Raw genomic sequence first — 15,176 nt, 5'->3', positions numbered from 1 at the left:
GCTACCGGCGTTCGGCGAAATGCTCGTAGCCACCATCGCTGGCGGCCACATCGGCGCAATGCACGCCCTGGCCTTCGACGATCCGCCCGATCCGGGTCAGTGGCAGGTCCAAGGATGCCGACAACGCATGGATCGCGTCGCGCTGCGACGGCGCGACGGTGAAGCACAGCTCGTAATCGTCGCCGCCCCGCAGCGCACAGTCGCGGGCACCCTCACGCCCGAGCTGCGCGCGCAGCGCCGAGGAGATCGGCAACGCATCCGCCTCCACGTCGGCGCGCACACCGCTGCGTGCGGCAATGTGGCCGAGATCGGAAAGCAGGCCGTCGGAGATATCCACGGCAGCATGCGCGTAGGCCCGCAGGCGCAGGCCCAGCGTGACCCGCGGGACCGGGCGCAGCAGGCGCTGACGCAGCGTTTCGTCATCGTTGAGCAGCGTGGCGACCGCCACCTTCAACCGGTTCTGCTGCCACAGGCGCAGGGCACCGGCGGCATCGCCCAGCGTGCCGCTGACCCAGATGTCATCGCCGACCTGCGCACGATCGCGGCGCAGGGCCTGGCCGGGCGCCACCTGCCCCATCGCGGTCACCGACAGCGACAGCGGGCCACGCGTGGTGTCGCCACCGACCAGCACGATGTCGTGCTCGTCAGCCAGGGCGAAGAAGCCATCGGCGAATCCCTCGATCCAGTCCGCGTCGGCCTGCGGCAAGGACAGCGCCAAGGTGCACCACGCCGGGCGGGCGCCCATCGCGGCGAGGTCGGACAGGTTCACCGCCAGGGTTTTCCAGCCAATATCGAAGGCCGGGGTTTCCGCCGGGAAATGCACGCCGCTGTTGAGCGTGTCGGCGGTGATCACCAGCTGTTCGCCAGCGCGCGGCTGCAGCAACGCGGCATCATCGCCGATGCCGAGCACGACATCGGCGCGCACGGTGGTGCGCGCACGGATGCGGTCGATCAGATCAAATTCGGCAAGGGACATGGGGCCGATCAGCCCCCGTTTTCGACCTTGCGCCACTCGACGGAGGCACGGTCCAGCACGCCATTCACGTAGGTGTGGCCATGTTCGGACCCGAAGCGCTTGGCCGATTCGATCGCTTCGTTGATCACCACGCGATACGGCACATCCAGGCGATAACGCATTTCATAGGCGGCCACGCGCAGCGCGGCCCGCTCGATCGCGTCCACTTCCTCGATGCCGCGATCCAGATACGGGTCCAGCGCCGCGTCCAGGTCCTTGCGGTTGTCGAGCACGCCGTGCACCAGCGCTTCGAAGTAGGCCAGATCGGCGATTTCGCGGGCCTGCTCGTGGGCGAACTGGGCGATCACGCTCTGCGCGTTGCCGCCGGAGATCTGCCACGCATAAATCGCCTGCAGCGCACGACGACGGGCGCGCGAGCGCAGCACCGGGTCGACGCCATCACGGCGGACGGGTTTACCGGAGGGCTTGCCCTGGTTTGACTTGTTCATGGCAGCTGCTCCAGAAGATTGACCATTTCCAACGCCGTCAGTGCGGCTTCCTCACCTTTGTTGCCGTGGTTGCCACCCGCGCGGGCTTCGGCATCTTCGACCCGTTCCACCGCCAGCACGCCATTGAGCACCGGCACGCCGAAATCCAGCTGCACGCGCATCAGGCCCTCGGCGCAGCGGTCGGCCACGTGTTCGTAATGACGGGTGTCGCCGCGGATCACGCAGCCCAGGGTGATGATCGCGGCATGCTGATGGGCCGCGGCCAGGCGCGCGGCGACCAGCGGCAGTTCCCACGCGCCGGGCACGCGGATCACATCGATGGCGGACTCGTCGATCCCGTTGCCGGCCAGGCTCTGGCGCGCACCGGCCACCAGCACGTCGGTGATGCGGGCATTCCAGCGGCTGGCGAGGATGGCGAAACGGGCCTTTTCCGGAGTACGGAGGTCGCCTTCGTAATGGCTCATGTTCGGCGTGGGGTCCATTTAATAGGGGAATATTCTAGCGCATGGCTGCGCGTAGCCGGGTCGCCGTGCGTTACGGGACGGCTCGGGTGCACCAGCCCCCTGCGTCAGGGGGCTTCTGCGAAGCGGCGGGGGCCTGGGTGATGATAAGAGGGGCCCCCGGTTTGCGAAGCCGATCGTGAGCCGTCAGCGCGCATGCGATGACGTGTTGCCCACCGTCTCCACCACTTCCAGGCCATACCCGGCCAGGCCGATCTGGCGCCGGGGGGTGCCCAGCACGCGCAGCTTGCCCAGGCCCAGGTCGGAGAGGATCTGCGCCCCGGCCCCGTTGCGGCGCCACTGGCTCACATCCTTGTCCTTGCCCGGCACGATCGGTTGCGGCTGCTGGCGCAGGCGGGCCAGCAGGCTGTTGGTGTCGCGCGGGGCGGACAGCACCACCATCACACCACGTTCGGCGGCCGCGATCGCGCGCAGGGCATCGGTGGAGGCCACGCCGAAATCATCGCGGCGCCAGTGCAGCAGATCGGCCAGCGGGTTTTCCACCTGCACGCGGACCAGGGTCGGCTCGGTATCCGGGGTGCCACGGACCAGTGCGAAGTGCAGGTCGTGGGCGATCCGGTCGCGATAGGTCACCAGCGTGAACGGCCCGAACTCGGTCTCGATCTCGCGCTCATCCACGCGCTCGACCGTCTTCTCGGTGGCCAGGCGGTACGCGATCAGGTCGGCGATGGAGCCCATCTTCAGGCCGTGCTCGCGGGCGAACACCTCCAGCTCCGGGCGGCGCGCCATGCTGCCGTCCGGATTCAGGATTTCCACCAGCACACCGGCAGGCTCCAGCCCGGCCAGCATGGCCAGGTCGACGGCGGCCTCGGTATGCCCGGCGCGGGTCAGCACCCCACCGGGCTGGGCGATCAGCGGGAAGATATGGCCCGGCTGGTGCAGGTCGGCCGGCTTGGCGTCCGGCTTCACCGCGGTGCGGATGGTGTGCGCACGGTCGTAGGCCGAGATGCCCGTGGTGACGCCTTCGGCGGCTTCGATGCTCACGGTGAAATTGGTCTGGAACTGCGCGGTATTGGCCTGCACCATCGGTGCCAGGCCCAGATCGGCCGCACGCTCGCGGGTCAGCGGCAGGCACACCAGGCCTCGGCCGTGGGTGACCATGAAGTTGATGTCCGACGGCTTGACCAACTCGGCGGCCATGATCAGGTCGCCTTCGTTCTCGCGGTCTTCGTCATCGACGATGACGACCATGCGGCCGAGGCGGATGTCCTCGAGGATGTCGGGAATGGGGGCGAAATTCATGCGCGTGCTCCTGCACCCAGCAACCGTTCGACGTAACGGGCGACCAGATCGATTTCAAGATTGACCGCGCTGCCCACGGCAGTCGCGGCGAAGGCGGTGTTGGCGACGGTGTGCGGGATGAGGGCGACTTCGAAGCCCTGCTCGTCCACCTCGTTGACGGTCAGACTGACCCCGTCCACGCAGATCGAGCCCTTCTTGGCGATGTAGCGCAGCAGTGCGGCCGGTGCGGCGAAGCGCCAGCGCTGGGCGCGGGCGTCGTCATGCACCGACAGCACCTGGCCCAGGCCATCGACATGGCCGCTGACCAGATGGCCGCCCAGGCGATCGGTCGGGCGCATGGCGCGTTCGAGATTGATGACGGCGCCGTCGCTCAGCTGACCCAGCGTGGTCAGGCCCAGCGTCTCGGTCGAGGCGTCGGCCTGGAAGCTGGTGGCGTCATGGGCGATGACGGTGAGGCAGACCCCGTTGATGGCGATGCTCTCGCCCATCTGCACGTTATCGAACGGCAGGGTGCCCACGTTGAAGGTGAAGCGGACATCGCCGCCAAGGGATTCGCGTGCGGCCAGACGGCCGACGCCTTCGATGATTCCAGTAAACACGTAACGTTCTCCGCGGAAAGTGAGCGAAAAACGCCGCAAGGCATATAGGTGCACGCCGAGCACAAGGCCCGGCAGCACCGTCTTCTTTCATCCGGACTATACCGTCGGCTCCGGCATCGGACCGGATCTGCTGACCTTCCCGGGGAACGGGAAGCGCTCGCGGGCTCGTGCTTGCGCACCTACCGCCGGTGGGGAATCGCACCCCGCCCTGAAGACGTTTGTGTACCGGCGAACCGGCGCGCGTAGTGTAACAGGGCACCCTGACTGGGGGCTTTAAGTTAAATAAGTGTTAAGCTATCCCACTGAGTGCTGCGCCCCGTGGATATGAGGGCGCATACGTCGGTTACTGATCGAGCTGCAGCGTCCGCGCCGCGCCATGATCGAACGGGTCCCGCAAGGGGCCCGTTTTTTATGGGCGCTGCCAGCCTGCGGCGCTCGCATGCGGCCGGATGCGTCAGGGCCACCAGCCAGGTTGCGGTGAATGCGCTAGCCTTCCGCGCCCTGCATTGGACGCTGAGAATGATCACCTACCTCCTGCCGCTTGCCATCGCCCTTTCCGCTCCGTTGGCCGTCCATGCCGCTGCGCCGACACCCTTGACCCCCGAGCAGACCGTCGACCTGTATGCACGGGTGTTGCTGGAAGACGATGCCGCGGCTGCCCACACATTGAATGACGCACTGCGCCCGGCATTCAATGGCCAGGACCCGGTGGAATTCAGCAAAGGCGCCTTCGCCGCGGGGCTCGCCGCCCCGCTGCAGAGCATGCTTGCGCTGGCGGGCAGCGATGCTGCCAGCATCGAGGCGGTGCCCTCCGTCGTGGCCCAGAACCTGGGCGGCACGCACTGCCGCGCCACGCACAGCACCGTGCGCGACAACGCTTACGTGGACGGCGCGAAGGTGGCCAATGTCGCGTTCACCTGCAGCGTCACGGCGCTGGACAGTCTGCGCCCGCTGTTTGATGCCAGCGCTGAGGAGAACACCCCGGCCAGCCTGAAACGCTTCCTGGAGACGTACCTCGTGGCCCTGCGCACGGGGCCGCGGCGCGAACTGACCGGCAGCATCGACCTGTATCCGGCCAAGGACAACGGCTATTGGTACAGCGGCAACCCGGACGCGCTGCTGCGCCCGGTGATGGCGGCACTGTTGCCATTCGAGGCCTGGCAGCAGGAGACCACGGCACAGGGTGCGCCGGCGATCACCGGTGTTGCGGCCTGCGATGCGTTGCTGCAGCAGCACCGCCGTTGCGTGGTCAGGACCGCGCCCGAGCAGGTGCCAGGCGTCGATGCGATGGCCGCGGCGTTGAGCGCGAAGGCCGCAGTCGCAACACCGGAGGCGATGGCACAGGAATGCAGGGCGCTGCGGCCGGTGGCCGAAGCGATGTGGGACACGAGCTGCCGCTGAGGGGCCGCGCTGGGGTCAAGGACGCAGCAACAGCCGCAGGTCTGCCCCGACGTGCCGCTGGTCCACCACACGCAGCCGACGCTGCTGCTCCATCGCGTGGATGCCCAGGCCGGACAGCAGCGGCCGGCCATGTTCGCCGAGCAGCGTGGGCGCCTGGTACAGCAGCAGTTCGTCGACCCAGCCGCCAGCCAGCAGCGCACCGGCCAGGGTGGCGCCGGCCTCGGTATGCACCTCGTTGACCCCACGTTCGGCGAGCAGCGCCAATACCGCGCCCAGATCCAGACGACCGTCATGGCTGGGCACGCAGGCGAACTCGGCATCGGCCGCATCCGGTGGACTGACCGCGGCGTCATGCACATACAGCGTCGGCGCCCCACCCTCGCGCACGCGCGCGCATTCCAGCGAGCGCAGCCGTGCATCGAGCACCACGCGCAACGGCGGCAGCACCTCGGTATCGGCCAGCCGCACGGTCAACATCGGGTCATCGGCCAACACGGTGGCCGCGCCGGTGAGAATCGCGCCAGCCCGTGCGCGCCAGTGCTGCACATCCTCGCGGGCGGCCGCGCCGGTGATCCACTTGGAACGGCCATCGGCCATCGCCGTGCGCCCGTCCAGGCTAGCAGCGAGCTTCACCCGCACCCAGGGGCGGCCGCGCTCGATGCGTGAGAGGAAGCCCTGGTTGAGCTCGCGCGCCTGCGCGGCCATCAGCCCTTCGGCGACCTCGATGCCGGCCTCGCGCAGCAGCACGAAGCCGCCGCCGTCGACCTTCGGGAAAGGATCACGCATCGCCGCCACCACGCGCGCCACGCCCGCCTCGATCAACGCGAGCGCACACGGTGGCGTGCGACCGTGGTGCGCGCAGGGTTCCAGGGTGACGTAGGCGGTGGCGCCGCGCGCCTGCGCGCCAGCCTGGCGCAGCGCGAAGACTTCCGCATGCGGGCCACCCGTGCGCTGGTGCCAGCCCTCGCCGACCACGACCTCATCACGCGCGATCACGCAGCCGACCATGGGATTGGGCCGCGCGGTATACGCGGCGCGCTCGGCCAGGCGCAGCGCATGCGCCATGTGCTGATGGTCGAGAGCGGAAAATTCGGTCATGGCGGAGCTCTTCTGGCGGCAGTCGTGCAGCCGCGATGGTAGCCCAGCCGGGGTGGCCGCGATGCGGCGGGGCTCAGCCCTTTTTCTTCTTGGTCAGCGCGATCACATCGCCCAGCAGCTGCAGCTGTTCGGTGCTGGAGGGCAGCTCGCGTTCAAGCTTCTCGATCTCCTCGCGGAAATCGGCCACGTCCTCGAAGCTGCGATACACCGAGGCGAAGCGCACGTACCCGACATGGTCCAGCTTGCGCAGTTCGTTCATCACGAACTCGCCGACCTTGATCGACGGAATTTCGCGTTCGCCACAGACGCGCGCCTGCTGCATCACCGCGCGCACCGCCAGCTCGATCTTGTCTTCAGGCACCGGGCGCTTCTGCAGCGCGCGGTCGAAGCCGCTGCGGACCTTGCGGGCATCGAAGGCCTCGCGGCTGCCGTCGCTTTTGACGATCGCCGGCAGTTTCAGTTCGATGGTTTCCAGGGTGCTGAAGCGCTCGTTGCAGGCCTCGCACTCGCGGCGACGCCGGATCGTCGCGCCGTCTTCAGAGACGCGCGAATCGATCACACGGGTGTCGGCATGCTGGCAGAACGGACAATACATGGAACGCCTTGCATCAGGAAAACGTCATGCCGTGGTCACGGCAGCGTCGCAACGGTACCTGAGAGGGACCGACTACAGCAAATGGCCGGTGCCAGAGGCCAGCCCCGTCTAGGTGGACTGCCGACGCAGCCACAGCAGGTGCGCCGCGCAGGAGAGCATCGGCACGCCGGGCAGCAGCAGGATCAGGGCGGCAGCCGGCGCCGACGGCGCGGCGCCATCCGGTCAGGTTCCCGGAGTCCGCCGCAGTTGCACCAGCCGGACAGCAGGCCATGCCATCGGCGGCCCGGCCAGCAGCAGGATCAGCCCCATCGGGCTCTCAGCGGCGTGCCAGAACGCCATCCCCACGACCGGAACCGAAGCAAGCATGCCCATCCACAGCGCGGTCCACGCCCAAGGGCCACTCGCGCGCAGCCCGTCGCGGCCATGACGCAGGTAACGGCCACTCAACCACAGCCAGCCCACGATCCCGATCAGGCCGGCCGCCCCCCAGCCGCCAATCACCAGGCGCGAGGCCCGGTCCAGATAGGCCGGCTCGACGAATGCGACCCAGACCCCGATGGCGGCGAAGGTGCCACCGCCAGCCATCCCCACGATGCCGCAGACCAGGGCCAGCACGGCGTACGTACGCCGTTGCCGGCCCTCGTCCATGTCAACCGTAGACCGGGTACTTGCGGCACTGCGCGCTGACGGCATCGCGCACGCGGGCGATCACGGCCTCGTCAGCCGGGGCGTCGAGCACGTCGGCGATCCAGTTGGCCAGGTCCACGCAGTCCTGTTCCAGGTAACCACGCGTGGTGACCGCCGGGGTGCCCAGGCGCAGGCCCGAGGTCACAAACGGCGAACGCGGATCGTTCGGCACCGAGTTCTTGTTGACGGTGATGTGGGCCAGGCCGAGCGCAGCCTCCGCATCCTTGCCGGAGACATCCTTGCCGATCATGTCGACCAGCATGAGGTGGTTCTGGGTGCCGCCGGAGACGATCTTGTAGCCGCGCGCGATCAGCGTGCCGGCCATCGCCTGGGCGTTCTTCACCACCTGCTGCTGGTAGGCCTTGAAGCCCGGCTCCAGCGCTTCCTTGAAGGCCACGGCCTTGCCGGCGATGACGTGCATCAGCGGGCCGCCCTGGATGCCCGGGAACACGATGGACTGCAGCTTCTTCTGCAGCTCTTCGCTGGCGCCCTTGGCGATGATGATGCCGCCACGCGGGCCACGCAGGGTCTTGTGGGTGGTGGAGGTGACCACGTGGGCGTGCGGCAGCGGGCTCGGGTAGACGCCGGCGGCGACCAGACCGGCCACGTGCGCCATGTCCACGAACAGGTAGGCACCGACCTTGTCGGCGATGGCACGGAAGCGTGCCCAGTCCACCACCTGCGAGTAAGCCGAGAAGCCGGCCACGACCATCTTCGGCTTGTGCTCCAGGGCCAGGCGCTCGACTTCGTCATAGTCGATCAGGCCGGCTTCGTCGACACCGTACTGGATGGCGTTGAACAGCTTGCCCGAGGCATTGACCTTGGCACCGTGGGTCAGGTGACCGCCGTGGGCCAGGCTCATGCCCAGGATGGTGTCGCCCGGCTGCAGCAGCGCGAAGTACACGGCCTGGTTGGCCTGCGAGCCGCTGTGCGGCTGCACGTTGGCGTAGTCGGCGTCGAACAGCTGCTTGAGGCGGTCGATGGCCAGCTGCTCGGCGATATCCACGTATTCGCAGCCACCGTAGTAGCGCTTGCCCGGGTAGCCTTCGGCGTACTTGTTGGTCAGCTGGCTGCCCTGGGCTTCCATCACCGCCGGGCTGGTGTAGTTCTCGCTGGCGATCAGCTCGACATGGTCTTCCTGGCGCTGGGTTTCGGCGGCGATGGCCTTGGCCAGTTCGGGATCGTAGGTTTCGATGCGGACGTCACGCGGGAACATCGGTTACTCCAGGCAGGGAGGGGACAGCAGAGCCCCTGATTGTAAGCGGGCTGGCCGGCCGGGGCGACCGCTGGCCGCCGGGCGCGCCCCGGCCCATGGCACAGCCGCCTGATTCCCGAACCGTGACGCAATTCCTTGTGAAACTGAATTATTTAGCTTTCCACCCTAAAGACCCGCATTTCGACGCCGATACGCCCTGTCCAAATCAGGGGATTTCGCGTGATTCATCCGTACCATGTCTGCTCGCCGGCCACGACGCTGGCCAAGCGTCGCACCACCTCCACTACCTCCACCAGCGCACGCCGCGCATCGTTGCTTGCGCTCGCCGTCGGCCTGGCCGTCAGCGCCGGCGCACAGGCCGTCAATACCTCCCGCACGGGCAATGGCGACTGGTATGACGCGACCCGCTGGAACAACGGTGTTCCGACCGCCACCAACAGCTGGGCCTACGTCGATGGGTACACACTGAGCCTGCAGACGGCCGGGGCACGATCCTGGCATCTGTACCTGGGGAACTCGGCCGATGCCCACTTCGACATGAGCAACGGCGCCACCCTGGACACCGCAACGGCCACCCTGGGTGCCGTCGCCGGCCACAGGGGCTCTGCCGTGCTGAGCGGTGCCGGGACCTCCTGGGACATCCAGTACGACATCGGCGTAGGCCACCTGGGCCGCGGCGAACTGTCCGTGCTCGGCGGCGCGCACCTGTATACGAACAACGCCTGGGTCGGCTCGATGCCGGGCAGCACCGGCTTTGTGCAGGTGGATGGCGCCACCAGCCGCTGGGATGCCGGCACGATCTATGCCGGCGCTCAAGGCACCGGGCGGGTGGAGATCACCAACGGCGCAAAGACCGTCAGTGACAAGACCATCCTGGGATGGACCAACACCGGCGTGGGCACGGTGGTCGTCAGCGGCACCGGTTCGCATCTGACGGCCACCGACCTGCAGGTGGGCGCGGCCGGCATGGGCGAGCTGATCGTCCAGGGGGGCGCGGGCCTGCTGAGTACCACGGCGGTCCTCGGCGCCGGCGGCACCGGCGTGGCCACCATCAACAATGCCACCTCGCAGTGGATCAACGATGGCCTGCTGACCATCGGCAGCCGCGGTCATGGCGACCTGCAGGTCTACAACGGGGCCAGCGTGGTCACCCACGGCCTGCTGGTGGCTACGCAGGGCGGCAGCGGCATGCTGACCATCGGCGCGGATGCGGGCGTCGACAACAGCGGTGCCACGGCCACCTTCGGCGATAGCAACGCGGCCACGATCAACGTGGGCGGTCTGCTGGTCACCGACACGGCCATTCTGGGTCGTGCCGTGGGCAGCTTCGGCGAGGTGCTCGTGAACGGCCCCACCGCCCGCTGGATCAGCAACACGTTGCAGGTGGGCCAGGAAGGCATCGGCACCTTCAGCGTCGACAACGGCGCAACCGCCTCCGTCAGCGGGTCGATCCTGCTGGCCGCGGACGGTACTGCCCGTGGCTCGCTGCTGGTCGGCAACAACGCGACGCTGGCGGTCGGCAACAGCACCGGCATCGAAAGCATCCGTACCGGCGATGGCACCGGCAGCGTTGAACTGGCCGGCGGCCTGCTTCGCAGCAATGGCTGGGTGAACCTCGACAGCGACGTGCTGGTGAGCGTGTCCTCGCAGCTGGATACCGTGGGCAACCTGGGCATCCAGGGCGATATCAGCGGCACCGGCGCGCTGCGCAAGACCGGCGCGGGCGTGCTGATGCTCAGCGGCGCAAACAGCTTCAGCGGCGGCCTGCAGATCGACGCCGGCACGTTGTCGCTGAACGGCGCGGCCTCGGCGGGCCGCGGCGGGGTGACACTGGGTGATGGCACCTCGCTGGGCCTGGTCAACATGACCACCCTGGTCAACAGCGTGCGCCTGCTGGGCAATGCGGGGGTGTGGGTGCCCAACGGCACCAGCGTGACCTTCGGCGGCGGACTGAGCGGCGTCACCGGTGCCGTGCTGGAAAAGAACGATGGCGGTGAGCTGGTCCTGAGCAGCGGCGCCTTCAGCGGCCTGACCCGGGTCAACGGCGGCACCGTGCGCGCGATCGGCAATGCCATGCCGAGCGGCGACATCGAGATCGGCAGCGCCGGGCGCTTCCAGACCGATACCACCCGCGTGGTCACCTACGCGGGCCGCTTCAGTGGCAATGGTCAGCTGCAGCAGGGGCGTCATTTCCTGACCCTGACCGGCGACAGCAGCGCGTTCACCGGCACCACCGTGGTCGATGGCGGCCAACTGGCTGTGGAGGGGGCGCTGGGCGGCACCGTGCAGGTGGGCAACACGGCCTGGCTCACCGGTAACGGGCGCCTGGGCGACGTGGAGATCCGGGGCGGCAGCACCCTGTCACCGGGCAGCAATCTGACCGGGCCGGTGGGCCGTCTGTCGATCACCGGCAATCTGGTGTTCGACAGCAGCGCGATCTTCAACGTGGACGTGGCAGCCAACGGCAGCAGTGACCATGTCGACGTGGCCGGCACCGCCACCCTGGGCCAGGCCAACACCGTGGCCCTGGCCTCGGCCGGTGAGTGGGCGCCGTCCACCCGCTACACCCTGTTGACGGCGAACGATGGCGTGGAGGGCCGCTTTGCCGGCGCCACCAGTACGCTGGCCTTCCTTGCACCCACGCTGGATTACGACGCCAACCACGTCTACCTGACCCTGGCGCGCAACGATGTTGCGATGCCGGACATCGAGCTGGCCTTCCCGGACGTGGTGGTCAACACCAACCAGAAGCAGGTCGCCGGCGCGGTGGAAGCGCTGGGCGCGGGCAATGCGGTGTACGACGCCGTGGTACGCCTGGAAGTGCCGCAGGTCGTACCGGCCTTCGACAGCCTGGGCGGTGAGATCCACGCCGCCGCGCGCACCGCGCTGCTGCAGGATCGCTTCCTGCGCGATGGCATCCACCAGCGCCTGGACGGCGCGGCGATGAGTGGCGTCCTCGCCGGCAACACCGGCGTGTGGGTGGCCGGCAGCGGCAACTCGCTGCGCCTGGACGCCGATGGCGTGGGCGCGCGTTCGCGCGTGCAGCAGCAGGGCCTGATGGCCGGTGCCGACTGGCGCATCAGCGAGCGTGTGCTGTTGGGCGTGGCCGTGGGCGAGCAGACCTTGACCAATCGATTGGACGAGCGCCAGGCCAAGGCCGACGCGGACGCCACCGAATACGGCGTCTACGGCCAGTTCCAGGGCGAACACCTCAGCCTGCGCGGTGGCGTCAGCCGCACCGACTACCGCATCGACACCACCCGCGAGGTGACCGTCGGCAGCACGATGTCGCAGTCGTTGGCAGCACGTTCGGATGCGACCGCCGACCGCATGTTCGCCCGGGCGGGCTGGGACTTCACCGCCCGCACCGTGACGTTGACCCCGGAGATCGAGCTGGCACACGTGCGTCTGCGCAGTGAGCAGGTCGCTGAAACCGGCGGCAGCAGTGCACTGCAGGTGCAGGCCAACCGCGATGAACTGAGCACCGGCGTGGCAGCTCTGCGCGCGGTGTGGGACATCAGCGGCGGGCAGCGTGACCGTGCGGCGCTCACTGCACGGGTTGGCTGGCAGTATGCCGATGGTGATCTGGGGGCAGCGACGCGTGCGCGCTTCGAGAACGGCGATACGACCTTTGCGATGCAGTCCGTGCCGCTGGCACGCAGCATGGGTCTTGCCGAGCTGGGCGTGGCGGTCAGCCCGACGACGGCAAGCCGCCTGTCGCTGCAGGCACAGACCAGCGCCGGCGACGGCCAGCGCGATGTGGGGGTGCAGCTGAACTGGTCCGTCCAGTTCTGATGCAGCGCGTTGCTTCAAACAAAGGGCCCGCTTGCGCGGGCCCTTTGTCATGGTGCCTTTCGAACACTAACGGTCAGCGTGTCAGTGCGATGCCAGGCCTGCTTATCGGTTGATCACGTAGTCGGCAATGATCCCGGTGGCGATGGCGACCAGCAGCAGGTTGCCGCGATCATCGCGAATCCACTGGTGATCGCGCGGCGGGCGGCGCACCGAGTAGCGGCTGTAATCGTTGACCACGTAGACCGGGCCGCCGTAGTACTCACGGTAGCGGTGGCCGCGCGCCCAGCCGTACGAGCCATACCCCGGCGCCGGGCGATACACCACACGCGGCGGCGGCGGGGCGTAGTAACGGCGGTCGTTGTAGCGGGCGTCGCGGTACCCCTCCCGGTAGCCGTTGCTGTAATGGCGGCGGTCGTCACGACGGTTGTCGTGGCGGTCATGACGGTCATGGCCGCGGCCACGGTCATCACGCCACTCGCGGCGGTCGTGACCGCGCCCACGATGGTCATCGGCAAAGGCCGGGGCCACCGTGCCCAAGGCCAGCAGCGAGGCGACCGCCCCTACTACAAATCGATTCATGCGCATGACTGGCCTCGCTTGGTGGGTGGATGACTCCATCATGCGCACGGCATCTGAACGGTCTCCGGCTGGAAACGGTTTCCAATTCAAGGGCTTTGACCCCGCATTCAGGCGGCGGCAAGCCCCGGAGCCCTTGGCTCCCGGCGGCACTGATCGCTTCCGGCTATAATCGGGGCATCCTTTTCTTCCATCTGTTCCTGTTCCGTCTGGAACGGGCGCAGGGTTGCGCCTTCGGAGACCTCATGTCCTCGCAATACATCTACACCATGAACCGCGTCAGCAAGGTGGTCCCGCCCAAGCGGCAGATCATCAAGGACATCTCGCTGTCGTTCTTCCCGGGTGCCAAGATCGGCCTGCTGGGCCTGAACGGCGCCGGCAAGTCCACGGTGCTCAAGATCATGGCCGGCGTGGATACCGATTTCGAGGGCGAAGCCCGCCCGCAGGCCGGCATCAAGGTCGGCTACCTGGCCCAGGAACCGGAGCTGGACCCGACCAAGACCGTGCGTGAAGCGGTCGAGGAAGGCGTCGGCGAAGTGCTGCAGGCCCAGGCCCAGCTGGACGCCGTCTACCTGGCCTATGCAGAGGAAGGCGCCGACTTCGACAAGCTGGCCAAGGAACAGGAGCGCCTGGAGGCGATCCTCGCCGCTGGCGATGCGCACACCCTGGAAAACCAGCTGGACGTGGCCGCCGATGCGCTGCGCCTGCCGCCGTGGGATGCCGTGATCGGCAAGCTCTCCGGTGGTGAAAAGCGCCGCGTGGCGCTGTGCCGCCTGCTGCTGCAGAAGCCGGACATGCTGCTGCTCGACGAACCGACCAACCATCTGGATGCCGAGTCCGTGGAATGGCTGGAGCAGTTCCTGGCGCGCTACACCGGCACCGTCGTGGCAGTCACCCATGATCGCTACTTCCTGGACAACGCCGCCGAGTGGATCCTGGAACTGGATCGCGGCCGCGGCATTCCGTGGAAGGGCAACTACACCGACTGGCTGATGCAGAAGGACGAGCGCCTGAAGCAGGAAGACAACCAGGAGAAGTCCCGCCAGAAGGCGATCCAGAAGGAATTGGAGTGGTCGCGCCAGAACGCCAAGGGCGGCCGCACCAAGGGCAAGGCCCGTCTGGCCCGCCTGGAAGAGCTGCAGTCGGTGGATTACCAGAAGCGCAACGAGACCAATGAAATCTTCATCCCGCCGGGCGAGCGTCTGGGCGCCTCGGTGATGGAGTTCAAGAACGTCTCCAAGAAGTTCGGCGACCGTCTGCTGTTCGACGAGCTGAGCTTCCTGGTGCCCGGTGGCGCGATCGTGGGCATCATCGGCCCCAACGGCGCCGGCAAGTCGACCCTGTTCAAGATGATCACCGGCCAGGAAAAGCCGGATTCGGGCGAAATCACCGTCGGCCCGACCGTCAAGCTGTCCTACGTGGACCAGAGCCGCGACGCGCTGGAGGGCAACCACAACGTCTTCCAGGAAATCGCCGGCGGTCTGGACATCCTCAACATCAACGGCATCGAGATCCAGTCGCGCGCCTACATCGGCCGCTTCAACTTCAAGGGCCAGGATCAGCAGAAGCTGGTCGGTTCGCTGTCCGGTGGTGAGCGTGGCCGCCTGCACATGGCCAAGACCCTGCTGCAGGGTGGCAACGTGCTGCTGCTCGATGAACCGTCCAACGATCTGGACATCGAAACCCTGCGTGCATTGGAAGATGCGCTGCTGGAGTTCCCGGGCAACACCTTCGTGATTTCGCATGACCGCTGGTTCCTGGATCGCATCGCGACCCACATCCTGGCGTTCGAAGGCAACTCGCACGTGGAGTTCTTCCAGGGCAACTACCGCGAGTACGAAGAAGACAAGCGCCGCCGCATGGGCGACGACGCCGCGCCGAAGCGCCTGCGCTTCAAGGCGCTGAAGTAAGAAAGCAAAAACGGCCGCGCACTGCGCGGCCGTTTGCATTCCGGTAGGTCACGACCGTTGGTCGTGACGCCT

13 protein-coding genes and 1 riboswitch are annotated in these 15,176 nt (G+C 67.5%); of the genes, 3 read left to right on the top strand and 10 right to left on the bottom strand.

Features of this window, described 5'->3' with window-relative positions:
* Nucleotide 1 precedes the first annotated feature (1 nt).
* The 5 genes from thiL to ACTT2I_RS01260 form a co-directional block, all read right to left on the bottom strand.
* Nucleotides 2-976 (bottom strand): thiamine-phosphate kinase, encoded by a 975-nt coding sequence (gene thiL, locus ACTT2I_RS01280; protein WP_088433948.1) that lies wholly within the window; start codon nt 974-976, stop codon nt 2-4.
* An 8-nt stretch (nt 977-984) separates the two neighbouring features.
* On the bottom strand, nt 985-1,464 hold the full coding sequence (nusB, locus tag ACTT2I_RS01275) for a transcription antitermination factor NusB (protein ID WP_088433947.1): 480 nt from the start codon (nt 1,462-1,464) through the stop codon (nt 985-987).
* Nucleotides 1,461-1,928, bottom strand: coding sequence for a 6,7-dimethyl-8-ribityllumazine synthase (gene ribH / locus ACTT2I_RS01270; RefSeq protein ID WP_088433946.1), 468 nt, complete (start codon nt 1,926-1,928; stop codon nt 1,461-1,463). Before ribH ends, nusB begins: the two co-directional genes overlap by 4 nt.
* A gap of 183 nt (nt 1,929-2,111) precedes the next feature.
* The gene (gene ribB / locus ACTT2I_RS01265; protein WP_293980620.1) at nt 2,112-3,227 is read right to left on the bottom strand and encodes a 3,4-dihydroxy-2-butanone-4-phosphate synthase; all 1,116 of its coding nucleotides are present in this window, start codon (nt 3,225-3,227) and stop codon (nt 2,112-2,114) included.
* Nucleotides 3,224-3,826, bottom strand: coding sequence for a riboflavin synthase (locus ACTT2I_RS01260; protein ID WP_088433944.1), 603 nt, complete (start codon nt 3,824-3,826; stop codon nt 3,224-3,226). Before ACTT2I_RS01260 ends, ribB begins: the two co-directional genes overlap by 4 nt.
* A 75-nt stretch (nt 3,827-3,901) precedes the next feature.
* Nucleotides 3,902-4,046: riboswitch (FMN riboswitch) on the bottom strand.
* 299 nt (nt 4,047-4,345) lie between these two features.
* Between ACTT2I_RS01260 and ACTT2I_RS01255 the strand changes: the two genes are divergently transcribed.
* A complete protein-coding gene (locus ACTT2I_RS01255) occupies nt 4,346-5,227 on the top strand; it encodes a hypothetical protein (RefSeq protein ID WP_088433943.1) in 882 nt (293 codons plus the stop codon).
* Nucleotides 5,228-5,242: 15 nt separating this feature from the next.
* On the opposite strand, the gene ribD is transcribed toward ACTT2I_RS01255, so the two are convergent.
* The 4 genes from ribD to glyA form a co-directional block, all read right to left on the bottom strand.
* Nucleotides 5,243-6,325: a bifunctional diaminohydroxyphosphoribosylaminopyrimidine deaminase/5-amino-6-(5-phosphoribosylamino)uracil reductase RibD gene (ribD, locus tag ACTT2I_RS01250; RefSeq protein ID WP_421100201.1), complete on the bottom strand. Its 1,083-nt coding sequence runs from the start codon at nt 6,323-6,325 to the stop codon at nt 5,243-5,245.
* A 73-nt stretch (nt 6,326-6,398) separates the two neighbouring features.
* Nucleotides 6,399-6,920: a transcriptional regulator NrdR gene (gene nrdR, locus ACTT2I_RS01245; RefSeq protein ID WP_088433941.1), complete on the bottom strand. Its 522-nt coding sequence runs from the start codon at nt 6,918-6,920 to the stop codon at nt 6,399-6,401.
* Nucleotides 6,921-7,142: 222 nt separating this feature from the next.
* Nucleotides 7,143-7,568, bottom strand: coding sequence for a hypothetical protein (locus ACTT2I_RS01240; protein ID WP_421100202.1), 426 nt, complete (start codon nt 7,566-7,568; stop codon nt 7,143-7,145).
* Nucleotide 7,569: 1 nt separating this feature from the next.
* Entirely contained in the window at nt 7,570-8,823 is a 1,254-nt protein-coding gene (gene glyA / locus ACTT2I_RS01235; RefSeq protein WP_088433939.1) for a serine hydroxymethyltransferase, read from the bottom strand.
* A gap of 219 nt (nt 8,824-9,042) precedes the next feature.
* On the opposite strand from glyA, the gene ACTT2I_RS01230 reads away from it, so the two are divergent.
* Nucleotides 9,043-12,618 carry an autotransporter outer membrane beta-barrel domain-containing protein gene (locus tag ACTT2I_RS01230; RefSeq protein WP_421100203.1) on the top strand — a complete coding sequence of 1,192 codons (3,576 nt, stop codon included), beginning with the start codon at nt 9,043-9,045 and terminating at the stop codon, nt 12,616-12,618.
* A 102-nt stretch (nt 12,619-12,720) separates the two neighbouring features.
* Here ACTT2I_RS01230 and ACTT2I_RS01225 read toward each other — a convergent pair whose 3' ends face one another.
* Nucleotides 12,721-13,203, bottom strand: a complete 483-nt coding sequence (locus tag ACTT2I_RS01225; RefSeq protein ID WP_088433937.1) for an RcnB family protein — start codon at nt 13,201-13,203, stop codon at nt 12,721-12,723.
* A gap of 236 nt (nt 13,204-13,439) precedes the next feature.
* Between ACTT2I_RS01225 and ettA the strand changes: the two genes are divergently transcribed.
* On the top strand, nt 13,440-15,104 hold the full coding sequence (gene ettA / locus ACTT2I_RS01220) for an energy-dependent translational throttle protein EttA (protein ID WP_088433936.1): 1,665 nt from the start codon (nt 13,440-13,442) through the stop codon (nt 15,102-15,104).
* Nucleotides 15,105-15,176: the final 72 nt, after the last annotated feature.

The sequence above is a fragment of the Stenotrophomonas sp. PUT21 genome (assembly GCF_052232875.1).
GTDB lineage: Bacteria > Pseudomonadota > Gammaproteobacteria > Xanthomonadales > Xanthomonadaceae > Stenotrophomonas > Stenotrophomonas maltophilia_N.
The sequence above is the reverse complement of the archived record's forward strand: the minus strand, read 5'-3'. Positions and strand labels throughout refer to the sequence as shown.